General features: G+C 27.2%; 13 protein-coding genes and 1 tRNA gene. 11 read left to right on the top strand and 3 right to left on the bottom strand.

Features of this window, described 5'->3' with window-relative positions; translation table 11 throughout:
- The first annotated feature begins 13 nt into the window (after nt 1-13).
- The 8 genes from EPJ79_RS03830 (at nt 14) to EPJ79_RS03865 (ending at nt 7,725) form a co-directional block, all read left to right on the top strand.
- A tRNA-Phe gene (locus EPJ79_RS03830) sits at nt 14-86 on the top strand.
- Nucleotides 87-131: 45 nt separating this feature from the next.
- The gene (locus tag EPJ79_RS03835; protein WP_147717574.1) at nt 132-845 is read left to right on the top strand and encodes an RluA family pseudouridine synthase; all 714 of its coding nucleotides are present in this window, start codon (nt 132-134) and stop codon (nt 843-845) included.
- Nucleotides 846-1,111: 266 nt separating this feature from the next.
- Nucleotides 1,112-2,044, top strand: coding sequence for a hypothetical protein (locus EPJ79_RS03840; RefSeq protein ID WP_147738504.1), 933 nt, complete (start codon nt 1,112-1,114; stop codon nt 2,042-2,044).
- Nucleotides 2,045-2,458: 414 nt separating this feature from the next.
- Complete coding sequence (locus tag EPJ79_RS03845; protein ID WP_147526051.1) at nt 2,459-3,148, top strand: tetratricopeptide repeat protein; 690 nt, start codon at nt 2,459-2,461, stop codon at nt 3,146-3,148.
- A 22-nt stretch (nt 3,149-3,170) separates the two neighbouring features.
- The gene (locus EPJ79_RS03850; protein WP_147527898.1) at nt 3,171-4,358 is read left to right on the top strand and encodes a M23 family metallopeptidase; all 1,188 of its coding nucleotides are present in this window, start codon (nt 3,171-3,173) and stop codon (nt 4,356-4,358) included.
- Between the two features lie 51 nt (nt 4,359-4,409).
- Nucleotides 4,410-5,684, top strand: a complete 1,275-nt coding sequence (locus EPJ79_RS03855) for an adenine-specific methyltransferase EcoRI family protein (RefSeq protein WP_147738505.1) — start codon at nt 4,410-4,412, stop codon at nt 5,682-5,684.
- 2 nt (nt 5,685-5,686) lie between these two features.
- Nucleotides 5,687-6,862 (top strand): hypothetical protein, encoded by a 1,176-nt coding sequence (locus EPJ79_RS03860; RefSeq protein WP_147738506.1) that lies wholly within the window; start codon nt 5,687-5,689, stop codon nt 6,860-6,862.
- Nucleotides 6,859-7,725, top strand: a complete 867-nt coding sequence (locus EPJ79_RS03865; protein WP_147527901.1) for a M23 family metallopeptidase — start codon at nt 6,859-6,861, stop codon at nt 7,723-7,725. Before EPJ79_RS03860 ends, EPJ79_RS03865 begins: the two co-directional genes overlap by 4 nt.
- A 7-nt stretch (nt 7,726-7,732) precedes the next feature.
- Here the strand turns inward: EPJ79_RS03865 and EPJ79_RS03870 are convergent, their stop codons facing one another.
- From EPJ79_RS03870 to EPJ79_RS03880, 3 genes are all read right to left on the bottom strand, one after another.
- Entirely contained in the window at nt 7,733-9,127 is a 1,395-nt protein-coding gene (locus tag EPJ79_RS03870) for an AlwI family type II restriction endonuclease (protein ID WP_147738507.1), read from the bottom strand.
- 2 nt (nt 9,128-9,129) lie between these two features.
- Complete coding sequence (locus tag EPJ79_RS03875) at nt 9,130-10,056, bottom strand: DNA-methyltransferase (protein ID WP_147738508.1); 927 nt, start codon at nt 10,054-10,056, stop codon at nt 9,130-9,132.
- 68 nt (nt 10,057-10,124) lie between these two features.
- On the bottom strand, nt 10,125-11,339 hold the full coding sequence (locus tag EPJ79_RS03880; RefSeq protein WP_147738509.1) for an HsdM family class I SAM-dependent methyltransferase: 1,215 nt from the start codon (nt 11,337-11,339) through the stop codon (nt 10,125-10,127).
- 164 nt (nt 11,340-11,503) lie between these two features.
- On the opposite strand from EPJ79_RS03880, the gene trxA reads away from it, so the two are divergent.
- The 3 genes from trxA (at nt 11,504) to EPJ79_RS03895 (ending at nt 14,587) form a co-directional block, all read left to right on the top strand.
- Complete coding sequence (gene trxA / locus EPJ79_RS03885; RefSeq protein WP_147559526.1) at nt 11,504-11,821, top strand: thioredoxin TrxA; 318 nt, start codon at nt 11,504-11,506, stop codon at nt 11,819-11,821.
- A gap of 110 nt (nt 11,822-11,931) precedes the next feature.
- Nucleotides 11,932-13,743 (top strand): glycoside hydrolase family 10-like protein, encoded by a 1,812-nt coding sequence (locus tag EPJ79_RS03890; protein WP_147738510.1) that lies wholly within the window; start codon nt 11,932-11,934, stop codon nt 13,741-13,743.
- 40 nt (nt 13,744-13,783) lie between these two features.
- Nucleotides 13,784-14,587, top strand: coding sequence for a class I SAM-dependent methyltransferase (locus tag EPJ79_RS03895; RefSeq protein WP_147738512.1), 804 nt, complete (start codon nt 13,784-13,786; stop codon nt 14,585-14,587).
- The last annotated feature ends 130 nt before the right edge of the window (nt 14,588-14,717 follow it).

Consider the following 14,717-nt stretch of genomic DNA (forward strand, 5'->3'; position numbering starts at 1 on the left):
AATTAAATTAATCGCCGAGTTAGCTCAGTTGGTAGAGCAAAGGACTGAAAATCCTTGTGTCTAGGGTTCGATTCCCTGACTCGGCATATTAAATAATTTATAAAGTCTTTAATAGAATATCAATTAATTTTATGCAATCCTTAAAAGAATTAACCGAATATATAAATCCATTGTATGAAGATAATCATTTAATAGTAGCCGTAAAACCTCCAAATATTCCAACGCAAAAAGACAAAAGCGGAGATATTTCATTTTTTGAATATGTGAAAGATTATATAAAATTAAAATATAATAAAAGCGGAAATATATTTTTAGGCTTGGTTCATAGATTGGATAGACCCGTTTCGGGAATTATGGTATTTGCTAAAACTTCAAAAGCGGCGGGAAGATTGAGCGAATCTATAAGAGAGAGAAAATTTGAAAAAATATATTATGCGGTTGTTAATGGAATTTTTTTAGATAAAACGGGAATATTAGAAAATTATATTATTAAGAAATCAAATAAATTGGGAAATATAGCCCAAATAGTTTTTGAAAATACTAAAAATTCAAAATTTGCCAAATTAAAATACGAAGTTATAGAAGAAAATATTATTAAAAATTTAAGCCTCGTGAAAGTAGAACTTGAAACGGGAAGATTTCACCAAATAAGAGTTCAATTTTCAAATATCGGACATACGATTTACGGCGATAGAAAATACGGAAATTATATTAAATACGATAAAAGCGATATTTTGCTTGCATTATTTTCAAAAAGTTTGAAATTTCCGCATCCTGTGAAAGACGAAATTGTATTTATTGAAGCCGATTTGCCAAATTATAAACCTTATAATTTATTTTCATAAAATTAAAATTTATCAATACAAAAACCGATATTTTAATATAAAGAAAGTCAAAAATTATAAATTTATTACTTGACTTTTTTTAAAAGTTTGCTATATTATGAGTAGAGAATATTTGATACTTGCTATTGGTAATTCGGATGGCAAGATAAAGAAAAGTTGATTTGAAATTAGGCTTTTTTAAGTTTATTTGCTAAAGTGGAAAATTATTGGAGGTAAAACTCCATTATTTTAAATAAAAATATTAAATTATTAAAGGAGGAATTAGTATGACTAATTCAAAAAAAATTAAAAGAAACATAGGCGCAAGCCGTAGGCTTGCGCCCTTCGGACATGTCCGAAGCATAACTTTCACAATAATGTTGTTGGCAGTAGCATTAATTTTCGGTTGTAGAAAAAGCGGAGGCGGCGGAGGAGGAGACCCAACGCCCGTTAATCCTACAATAAACGCTGGAGGTTTGCTCATTATTTCTACTAACGGAGCAACCAATATAAACTCAATTAATTTAAGTTTCGCCAATGCCAACGGAACTTTGACGGAGGTTAGCAGTGAAGAAACAACTTTGCAAACATTAACCACAAATAATTTTATTATCGAAAATGGAACTTTGAAAGTGACAAATTTCGATTTTAATAATATGCCTGCTGGAAAATCTAATGCAGTCACTTTAACATTTAAGCTAACTCCAAGTTCGGCTACTCCAATTACGAAAAACACCGAAACTGCAACTATTTATATTGGTAAAATGCAAACTAATATTTCGGTTGACACATTTAAGAAAAGTAAGTTTGATATGACAGATAAAAATGGTGCTACCTTAACGGACCAAGGTAGTATTAGTGGCGGTAATATTACTTCTGAACCACATGAAAACATATTCTTTGAAAATAGTAAATTCGCAGTAGGAACAGACGATACAACTAAATTTTTCCTTACCAATTCGCAAGATGGTAAAGCAGGTAATCAATTAAGCGTGGCAGAATTTACAACTATTCTATCAAATTCTATTAAAAAGAATGCCGACATTCAAAGTTATAATTCTTTAGATTTTGAAATTACAAGCGCTACTAATAAGGATGCTCCGAGAATAGCCACTTGGACAATTAAGTTTAAACCGTCCGTTTTCTATAATGAGCATTCAATTTTGATTAATATGAGTAAAAATGATAGTCTGCGGGATGTAGGTGGTTGGGTAGATTAACTATAAAGTAAATAATAAATTCCTCACTATATTAAATAGATTTTATTAAACTCCTCATTGTAAGTAGTTTTTGCTTGCAGTGAGAGTTTGATAAAATAATTAAAAAAGTTGAGGGTTTAAGTTGCGATTTTTAGGTTGCGGTTAGAAAATTCTTTTTTTTATATTATTGAAGAGGCTTGTCTAAAATGGGCGAGCTTCTTTTTTTTGTTTTGTTAGTTGTGGGTTGTTTGGCTTATTCCGAAATGATAATATTTTTACGAAATAGAAATATTAATAAAATTCTATATTATCAAATAATAGAGTAAAATTTTATTTGTTAAATATAATATTTATAAAATAATATATAAACAATAGATATTGAGATTTTTTAATTTAAATATAAAATGTTAAAAGCTATAAATCATAGGAGAATATATGAGTATAGGGACAGGTAAAACCGAACTCGAAGCTGGAATAAAATTATTTAGAAACGAAAATTATAAAGAGGCTATAGATTCGCTTGAAAAAACTTTTGAAAGCAAAAACGATATAGAATCGGGTTATCATTTGGCTTTAGCTTACGCTCAAATTCAAAATTATGATAAAACTCTTGAAATTTTCGATAAAATAATGCGAAGATTAGACAATCCTTTAAGAATTATGCAAGCTCATATAATTGTAGGTTATATTTATTCTGTAAGAGAAATGTATGATTTGGCGGAATTTGAATTATCGGACGCTTTATCTTCAGGAATAGAAAATACTCAAATATATTCCGTGCTTGGTTATATATATTATAAAAAAAATAATATTAGAAAGGCTATAGAATCTTTAAGAAAGGCTTTGGCTTTAGACCCTAAAAGCGCAAATGCAAGAAATTCTCTCGGATTTATTTTAGCGGATAGCGAAACTAACATAGAAGAAGGAATTTCAGAAATAAAAAAAGCTTTAAGTTCAGACCCGAATAATCCCGCTTATTTGGATTCTTTAGGTTGGGCATTTTTCAAAAAAAACGATATAGCTAATGCAAAAGAATTTTTAACTAAAGCTTTTGAAATTTCTCCGACAAATAAAGATATTAAAGAGCATCTTATAAAATTAGACCAATTAGGTTATAAAAAATAATTAAAATAATAAAGGTTGTATCATGAAATTTATTTTTACATTTATATTTTTTCTTTCGATAAATTCAATAAATTTGTATTCTCAATACGATTTTAAATATATAGGAAATGTCAATATTATAAGAGATAATAAAAAAATAAATTTGGATAATTCAAAAAAACTATTTGATAGAGATATAATAGAAACGGGAGAAGACGGATTTTTAGAAGTAAAAATAAATAATAAATATTATTATATTGCAAATAACGGAAAAGTTGATATTTCAAAAAATGCTAAATTGAAAAACGGAGCGATTTATATAAAAGACAAATCTTTTAAATCATTGGAAGATTTTAAAAAATATAACGAAGATTTAAAAGTATATGCCAACCCTGTTCCTCTTTATGCGGGGAAAGTCGGAAATATTTTTATAACGAGCAAAGACGAAATAAAAATAAAAGATTCAAAATTAATGGGAAGCTCAAGACCGATAGTAAAATTTTTTGAAGTAAAAAATTCTAACGAAAATATAAAAATTTATAAAACCGTATTCGGAATATATGTCGGCGCTCAAGATGAAAAATATCAATTCGTTTGCAATATAGAATTAAAAGATAAAACTTTATTAAATTTGGCAATAGATATAAAATCGGATTTCACTCCGCCTCCGCCGAAACCAAAACAAATTCCAGGCGTTACCGCGGCTATGACAAATATAATAAGCAATCCTCAAAAATCTAAAGAAGAGAGAGAACTTTTGCATGGAAAAGTCTATACTTCATACACTCCAACAAATTATGCCGACACTGTTTATATAATGCCCGCTCAAGGAAGATATTCTTCGCAATTCGGAGCGTTTAGAGGTTATACTAAAGATTATGCAAGATATCATCAAGGATTTGATATAGCGAATACTAACGGTTCGCCAATAGTCGCTGCAAATAACGGAGTGGTGAGAGTATCGAGAGAGCTTTTTGTTAGGGGAAATTGCGTTGTAATAGACCATGGCGAAGGAGTTTATAGCAGTTATTTTCATATGTCTAAATTGATAGCGGAAGAAGGACAATATGTAAAAAAAGGCGATATAATAGGATTAATCGGTTCTACGGGAATGGCTACGGGACCTCATTGTCATTGGGAAATGCGCGCGGGAAATATGACTTTCGACCCTTTAAGCATTTTAGAAAAAAATTCTTCGTTTGATATAAAAAGTTTAACTCGAATAAAATAATCAAATATTATAAACTTGACAAAGCCGATTAAATATGTTATATATATAAATATGAAAAAAGAATATATTTATATAGTTCAAGCAAGATTAGAATCTTCAAAATGCAAGATAGGAAAAACTAACGATTTGGAAAGAAGGCTAAAAGAATATAATAGTATGACGGGAAAATCTAAAGAAAATACCTATCAATATTTATTTTGCTCTGAAGTAAAATATATGTCAATTTTAGAAAACGATATAAAGAAAAAATTTTCTAATCTCAGAGAAGAAAAGAGTAAAGAAATATATTTTTATAATTCGCCTTTATTTGAAGATTATGTTAAATTTATTAAATCCCATAAACTATTTATAAAAGAAATATATACAAAATCGAAAGAAGAAATTTTAAAAAAAGTTAAAATAGTAAAGAAAACTACGCCGACTCTTAAAGAAAGAGGCTTATCAAGAAAAGATATACTTCAAAAAGCCCAAAAAGTTAATAATGATGAATTTTATACTCGAATGGAAGATATTGAAAAAGAATTATCTATGTATAATAAAAAAATTTGGAGAAATAAAACGGTTTTCTGCAACTGTGACGATGCCGTCGGCGATGACGAAAGAAATACATCCGCATTCGCTTTATATTTTTTAAGAAATTTTATAGAACTTAAATTAAAAAAATTAATATGCACGCATTACGATGGACCTGTGGATTTATTTAATCAAGGTTCAAAAGCGTATGTATTTACAAAAGACGGCTTTTTAGAGAAAAAATTTTATCCAAAACATTATACGGGAAGTTTTGACGACCCTTTATCTTTGAAAATTCTTAAAGAAGAAGCGGATATTGTATGCACAAATCCTCCGTTTTCAAGAGCTACAGATTATTGGAAAATATTAGTAGATAGCAAAAAGAAATTTATTATAATATCTAATATTGCAAATGTTTTAACTCCCGCTTATATATCGTATTTCAAAGATAATTTGGTATGGGCGGGATATAATAGCGTTGATAATTTCCTAACTCCTAAAAAAGAACTTACTCGCGCCGCTGGACATTGGTATACGAATTTTAAAATAAAAAATCGTCCGAAATATAAGAACTTAAAAATAATGCCGTTAAAAGAGATACCTGAAAAATATAAAAAATATGACGATTCTAAAATATTATTGGTTGATAATAATTATATTCCAAGCGATTATAAAAAACCTTTTGCCGTGTCATCGCGTTCGATATTAAACGGAATACTTGAAAAAGGTTATCAAATTTTTGGAGATAGAGAATATTATCCGTATATAAAAGAAAAGAAATGTTTTGGAAGAATTCTTATAAAGAAATATTAAAAATGAAAGAAAACAAAAAATTAATTATTGAAAAAGAAAATATACATAAAATAGAGCCTTTCTTTATAAAATATTTAACTATAATAAGTTCAATCATATTTATTTTATTGTTTATATTTTTATTCGGGAAAAATAGATTAAACGAAGAATATAATATAATAAATATTTGGAATAAATCTAATTATAATTATGAAATGCCTTCGCATGATAATAATTTTAATATTGAAGGAGAATTTAATCATAATTTTTTTACTAAATCCGAAAGTATGATTCATTATTTTAATAAAGACGGAATAACAACTTTTTATACGAATTTACAGAGAGGAGAGCTTGCTTCTTTAAATAATGAAATTTTTATTATTTATAAAAGATACGGAAATTATATTGACGCTTACAATAATAACGGGCTAATTTTATGGAAAACTAATACTTCTATTTATCCTGAAATTTCGCCTTATGCAAATAGAATTATTTATCATTCAAGCGATAATTCAAAAATTCAAATGTTTGATTTTGATAATAATTATTTAAGTTCGCATATTCAATATGGAGAAATTGTAACGGACGGAGCTTTTGCTAAAAATACGGGAGATTATATAGCGGGATTTTCAAGCGGAGATATTGCTTATATAAACAGAAACGGAACTTTAGACTTTGTAATCTCTTCAATATTAAGCGAAATAAATATAATCAAATCGGTTGCCATAAGCGAATACGGAAGCTTTGCATTATCTATAAGCGGAATAAGAGCGGAATATATAAGTTTGTATAATTCAAAAGGCGGGACTTTATGGTATTTAGACACGGGATTAAATAGAAGAAGACATGTTTCCGCTTATGTGAGCGAAAAATCTATGACTGCTTTTATGCTTTCGGACAGAAATATTATTTTATATAATTTGAATAATGGAAAAGAAAAAGACAGAATAAATATAGAAAAATATAATATGCAAAATGCAATTAACATGAAATTAAACAGCGAAACGAATACTACAATAATGAGCGTATCGAAAGAAGGAAAAAGCGCGGTTATAATTTACGATAATAAATTGAAAGAAATTATTTATGAGAATTTTATAGACGGATGGATTTATCATTTGGATATATCGAGCGAGAAAAACGAATATATGATAGTAAGCGACAAAAATATTTATACTTATAAAAGGGTAAAATTATGACAAAAAATATTTTAATTATATCTATTTTATTATTTATTTTATCTTCAATATTATTTGGAAGAGTTCCGATTGACGAAAATAAAATAAAAATAACAAGCACTTTTGGAGAATTCAGAACGGACCATTTTCATAATGGCGTGGATTTCGGAGGAAGCAAAATGGAAATATATCCTATGGCGGATGGAGAGATTGTTCATTATTTTGATATAGCCGAAGACCCGACAAGGCAATTATACGGAGTTGGAAACACTATTATATTAGAGCATCCAAATGGAATTAGAAGTTATTATTATCATATAGAAGACGGAACTATAGAAAAATCTTTTGCAAAAGTGACGGAAAGAGATATTATAGCTTTAACGGGAAATAGCGGAAGGTCGGGCGGCGCTCATTTGCATTTAACCGTAGAAAATATAAAAGAAGGTTTGGTAGTTGACCCTTTAGAGCATTTAAAAATTTCAAAAGGCTCGGAACAAAGCCCTTTAATACATGGAATATATTTAAGAACGGAAAATAGATTAATTCAAATAAAAGACAAAATGCCAATGCGATATAACGGAGAGTTGAGGCTTTTCGTTAAAGCTTATGATTTGCTTGGCAGCATCCCAATGGGACTTAAAAGAGTAAAAATATTTATGAACGAAGAGCTTATAAGAGATTACGATTTTACTTATTTTATAAAAAGAGACAATATTTATTATATAGCGCCAAATTATAGATTTGAAGAAGTTTACGGAGTAGATTCACATTTTTACAGAGGCGGAAGTTTTATTCCAAGAAGAGGAAAATATACTTTTAAAACAGAAGTTACCGATTTTGATAATAAAACAGTGACGCTAACGAGAATTGTTAATTTTTATTAAAAATATTTTAATTTACTCTTTCAAAATTTACTCTATAATCGAAATTATATAAGTCGGTTCTGCAACTTAAGGCATTCACGGCTAATTTTATATTATTGTCTATCTTCTTTCCAATTATGATAGCTCTTACTTCTTTGTCTTGCTCTCTTTCTAAAAAAGACACATATCTTGCAACTTGTCCTATAACTTTATCGGAAACTCTATTCTTTTTAAGTTCTATAACTACCATTCGTCCTTTATTATCTGTAGCTAATAAATCTATAGGTCCCGATATAGTAGGATATTGTCTTCTGATTAATCTTAATCCTTTTTCTAATTCTTTTATATGTCTTTCTAAAAAATCTTCTAATATTTTTTCATCGACAAGAACGGATTTAAACTCCGTTTCTGAAATTGCATTTATACTCTTATCAATCTTAATTTTATTTTTCTTGCAATAATTATAAATATTTAAAGCGTTATCGACATCCGATATATCGGTATAATAATCTAAAGCAAATTCTATTGGCGATATATTTTTATTGTCGCTTCCATAATAATAAAACCAATCTTTTTTCTCTTTAAAATCTATCCATATACTGCTATTTTTACAATCATTTAAAAAGTTTTCTAACTGTTTTTTATCTTTAATAAAGATATTTGAATTTTCTATATAAAACAAATTGGAAGAAGCGAAAAAATTAAAAGCGTAACTACTATCTAATTCTATGGTATTTAATATAGATTTTCTTTTTTTATTTCGTATATTCTTAATATTTTTTGCTCTCAAATAATCTTTTATTTTATCTTTGTCTTTATCGCTCAATAATCTATATCTTTCTATTTCATCGACTGACTTTTTTATTTCGTTATTATCCGATTTTTTAGCGATAAATAAGCAATATTCGTCTTTTGTTAAGCGCTTATCTTTTAATTTTATTAAAACATTGGCTAAATAAAATATAGGCAATACTTTAATATTTTCTTTGCTTCTTGTAATATTAAAATTATTAAATTCAAATCTTCTTATTTGATTAAATATTATTTCTTCATAATTTGATTTTTCTAATAATTTATTTCCTATATCCGTTATATGTAATTTCTCTTTTTCATTAACCCAAGCTAAACCTAAAGTAGAAGTAATAACTTTTATAACTCTTATTATAGCGTTTTCATCTTCTTCATTTTGATTTTCAGCTCTCGGTTCAAATAATCCTTTTTTTATAAATTCTTTTCTAATAATTGTTTGAAGTTCATTATTCCAAATTTTATTTTCGTATTCTTTCAAAACTGACAATTTATTTTTTATGCTCTCAAAATTATCGCTTTTTATCGCGTATCCTTTAGGTATATACCAATATAAATTATCGTTTAAGTAGTTTATAAAAAATTCTTTCCAATATAACTCTTTTATTATATTCATAATTATAACTCAAATAACATTTTTTCTTCCGTTGCCTTTACAATATTATTAGTATTATTTTTATTTGGCATTTTTATTCTATCTATAATTAAATTACGAGCCAAATTTTTATCGACATTCGCTATTCTGTCTCTTGCAATATTGCAATAATCCATATTTAATTCTATCCCTATAAATCTTCTTTTGCTTATATATGCCGATAAAGTTGTAGAACCCGAACCGTTAAACATATCCAAAACTATATCTCCTTTAAATCCCAATTCTTCCACTCCTCTAAAAGTATACATAGCGATTAATCTGTTTGGAATTTCTAAAGGGAAAGGCGCTGGATGTCCTCCCGCATTTTTTCTATTTATATTCGTAGGCATTATTGGCCAAATCTGCATCGACATATTTAACCATTCTTCTTGCGTAATTTTACTATATTCTTTAATCTCTTGAGGAATTTTTTTAGGCGAGCCTTCTTTTACCAAAACATTTATAAACTCTATAGTATTGTCTTCGTAAATATTAGGCGGATACGGATAACTGCCAAACATTTTTTTAGAGGTTTGTTTTTGCCAAATATATAAACTAAATCTATGAAGTCCCAAATTGCTATCTAAAACTTTTCTCTCTATATCCGCCGAAATATTTAAAAGTTTTCTCGTATGAGTAGAAGCGTCCACCGATTTTGATACGGGAACTATTGGGGTAATATAGGCTATTTTACCATTAGGTTCTAATGCTCTAGCCGACTCTTTAAATATATCAAGCATTTGATATAAATATTCTTCGTAAGAGCATTGCCCGTATTGTCCATCGACTCCGTAATCTATTAAATTCCAATAAGGCGGACTTGTGACGATTAAAGAAATAGTATTATCGTCTAATAATTTCATGGTTTTAAGAGCGTCATCGCAGGTTATTTTGTTTATAAAATTTTCCATGTAAATATAATATATTAATATTATATAAAATCAAGTATAACAAAAACTTTATTATCAACTTGCATTTTTTATTTTTTAATGATAGGAAGCAATCTTTCTAATTCGGTTTTAGATATTTGAGTATTTCCGCTAATAAGTCTCATTACTTTTATATTTGTTTTATCTTGTAAAGCTTTAAAAATATCTTCCAAAGAATAATTTTGATTTGCATTTTTGGACATGTAAATAACATTAACATGATTTTCGCAAACAAATTCTTTTTCATTAACTATAGCCGCTTTTATATTTATATCTTTTGAAGAGCCTGTTATTCTATTTACTACAACTACCCTACTTTTAATTATTAAATCGTTTGAAATATTTTTTATATATTGAGGTTTTCCTTTAGTATAACCAATAATTATTTTTCCGTTATTTATATTTGAAGCCCAAATTAAAAGAGTCGAATTATTTTTATCGTTAGTTAATTTTTCTTTATGCTCGTTCCAAATTATACTTCCCGTTTTTACCGTATAACCAATATCTTTTAAGCTAACCGTATTTTTATAAGATTTATTCAAAAAATTCTTATCTTCCGTAAAAATCGTAATTTTGTTTTTTTTAAAAATATATTTTGACGATTTTTTTAAATTAGTTTTTTTTAAAATTATAAGCATAACTTTTTGATTTGCCAAATGAAAATTATCCGCTCCGTCAATTATATGCAAATATTCTAAACTTGAATTTTTAATTATATATTCTCTCAACTTTGAAAAATAAGCGCCGTTATTCATTGAAGGCGGAACGACATAAGCCAAATAACCGCCGTCTTTAAGCAAATCCAAACCCGTTTTTATAAATAAAGAAAATATATTTACTCTTCCTTTAATTATATCAAAATATTTTTTCTTAATCTCTTCGTTTAATTTTAATTCAAAATAAGGCGGATTTCCTATAATATAATCGTATTTCTTTTTATTAATATCGATATTTAAAAAGTCAAAATTTTTTATACTCGCATTTTTTACTAATTTTGAAGAGATATTAATTAATTTTTTATCTATATCAAAACCGTAAAGAATTGGATTTTTAAAATATTTTTTGCATGAAAGTAAAAACTCTCCGCTTCCGCAAGCTGGGTCAAGAATATCGGCGTTATCTTTTTTTGGCAATTTTGAAAGCAGTAATTCTCTTATAGATTTTGGCGTAAAATACTGCCCTAATTTTTTTCTTTTTTTTATATCTGTATTTTTTAAATAATCTATACTTTCTTTTGTATATTCTTCAATATAATTTTTTTTCATAAAACCTTAAAATATTAAAATAATGATAAATATATAATGATATTTTCTATTGTCAAGCGATAATTTATAATTAAATTAATAATTTAAAATTTATAGCTTGACTAATAATAAATTATATGTATAATTAAAAATATAAGATAAATTAAAATAAGGAGTTTTTATTTATGTTAGAATTAGATAAAGACAGTTTTGACGAAAAAGTTATTAACTCAAAAGAATTATGTTTGGTTGACTATTTTGGAGACACTTGCGAACCTTGTAAAGCTTTAATGCCTAAAGTTCATGAGTTATCCGAACAATACACGGGCAAAGTCAACTTCTATTCTTTCAATACTTCTAAAGCAAGAAGATTGGCTATCAGAGAAAAAATATTAGGACTTCCGACTATAGCGATTTATAAAGACGGCGCTAAAGTTAAAGAAGTTACAAAAGAAGAAGCCACTATAGAAAATATTAAATCTATGGTTGATAGCATGTTATAATTAAGTTTAAAATTGTAAGGAGTTTTATTTTATATAAAGCTCCTTTTTTATTTTAAAAATATATTTATTAATGCCAAAATTAAATTAATAAACTATACTCGATTAAATTAATGAAAAAAATTATTATTTTTATATTTATATTGATTATTCTATCATGCGAAACTATTAATATAATTATTCCTAACGATATAAAAAAATCTCTCGTAAGAAGCATGGACGAAAAGAGAGAATATAATCCGATATACAGAGAATTTAGAGCGGCTTGGTTTTCTACAGTCGTAAATATAGATTTTCCCATAAAAAACGGAAGCGAAACGGAACAAAAACATCTTATAGTAAAGCATTTAGAAACTTTAAATAAAAATAATTTTAACGCGGTATTTGTGCAAGTGAAACCAGATGCGGGAGTAATTTTTAATTCTAAAATAAATCCTACTACAAGATATTTTTTTGGAAACGATTCTACAAACGAAAGAGACGAATATCCTTTTAAAACCGATTTGCTTGAGTTTATAATCGAAGAAGCTCATAAAAGAAATATTGAAGTTCATGCTTGGTTTAATCCTTATAGAATATCATTAACTTATAACTCTAAAAAAAGTTATAAAGAACAATTTTCAAAAAAGAATTTTATTCATACTTATGTTTCAAATAATTTAAAGCCGATATATTGGTTTGATAAAAGATTATATTTAGACCCTGGCGAGCCTATAAGCGAAAAATATGTAATAGATTCGGTTATAGAAGTAGTTGAAAATTACGATATAGACGGAGTGCATTTTGACGATTATTTTTATCAAAACGCGGCAAAAGGAAAAACTTATAAAGATTGGGATGATAAAATAAGCGCCTCAAAATACGGAAAAGAAGCGGGATACGATATTGCAAATAAATCTTATGACGATTACGGAGTTAACGGTTTATACTCTTGGAGAAGAAATAATATAAATAACTTGGTAAGCAAATTATATGAAGAAATAAAAAAAAGAAAGCCTTATGTTAAATGGACAATATCGCCCGCTGGAGTTTGGCGAAACAAAAATAAATTATCGGAATATAAAGGCAGCGAATACGGAAGCGATACAAAATCCTATAATCCTAATTTTGACGCTTTGCATGCGGATGTTTTATTATGGATGCTAAACGGAGAGAAAACAGAATCGTTAAGCAACGCTACCGAAAAAGACGGAATAAATAAAATGTATATTGACGCTATTATTCCGCAAATTTATTGGAGTTCAGGGCATAAATTAATTCCTTTCAATATAATAGTAAATTGGTGGATTGAAGAAGCGAAAAAATCTACAAATAACAATTTAGCCGATTTATATATCGGGCATGCATTATACAGAATGGGCAGTTCAAATAGTTCGGAAAATTGGCGAAATACAAATTTACTTTCAGAGCAAATAAATTATATAAGAAAAGAAGGAAAAAATTTTATAAAAGGTTCGGCTTTTTTTACAATGCATAATATGTATAAAAACGATATTAATACAAAAAATTACGGAAGCGAAGCGATAAAATATATAAAAGAAAATAATTATATATTCAAAGCTATAATTCCTAAAATGAATACAATGAAAGAATTAAACGAAACTCCTTTAAAATTAGAAAATCCTAAAATAAAAAAACATTTTAATTATATAGAAATAAGTTTTACGGACCCTAACGAATATAAATTAGACGATTATTCGCATCCAAAAGTAGGAACTTCGGTTTATTATGCCGTTTACAGAAGAAATATTAAAGAAGCGGGAATAGAATTAATAGATAAAATCAGAAGAACTAATTATAATACAAACGCTAAAATAATTTATAAAGATAAAACCGTAAATAAAAAATCAAATTATGTATATTATATCACGGCGTTGGATAGAATACATAACGAAAGCGATTATTTAGAAATCGTTTACAAATAAAAATTATGCTTGTTAAAATTTTTTCAAGGAAATATTTAAAATGAATAATAAAATAAAAACTAAAATCAATAGAAATACTTTTATGATAAATGGCGAGTCGGAAGAAGATAATAAAAAAAGAGAGATTATAAAAAATATTTTAATAAACGAAGAAAATAAAAATAAATCCGATTTGCATAATTATTTTTTGAATAATAAGGAAGAAGCAATTTATAAACATCTCCCCTATTTCGATATTTACGAAAGACATTTTTCAAAATACAGAGGAAAAGATATTAATCTGCTTGAGATTGGCGTTGGATATGGCGGTTCTCTTAAAATGTGGAAAAATTATTTTAGTAAATTAAACCCAAACTCAAAAGTAAATATTTATGGAATCGATAAAAAAGAAAGATGCAAAAAATTTGAAGAAGACGGAATAAAAATTTTTATAGGCTCGCAATCCGATAGAGAATTTTTAAGAAGATTAAAAAATGAAATTCCAAAATTAGACATATTAATTGACGATGGCGGACATATTCCCGAAGAGCAGATAATAACATTTGAAGAGATGTTTGAACATATAAATAACGGCGGTTTGTATTTTTGCGAAGATATTTACACTTCTTATTGGAACGATTATAAAAATAAATCTTCTTTTATAGAATATGCTAAAAAATTAATTGATTATTTAAATGCATATTGGAGTTTGAAAGGAGACGATTTGAATGCAAATTATTTTACCGATTTTGTATATTCTCTGCATTTTTACGATGGAATAGTCGCTATAGAAAAGAAATTAAGAGATAAAAGATATATTGATATTTGTCAGCAGGCTTCAATTGGGAAATTAAGTAAATTTTGAAAGAAAATAAGCTTATGTATATCTGCGGGTTTTTTATTATTTAGTAAATAAGAAAATCCTTGTTTCCATAGAGACGCATAAGTGAAAACCTTATTGTTATCTAAAAATGCATCGTTTATTCTTGCAAATC

This window comes from Brachyspira aalborgi, from assembly GCF_008016455.1.
Taxonomy (GTDB): domain Bacteria; phylum Spirochaetota; class Brachyspiria; order Brachyspirales; family Brachyspiraceae; genus Brachyspira; species Brachyspira aalborgi.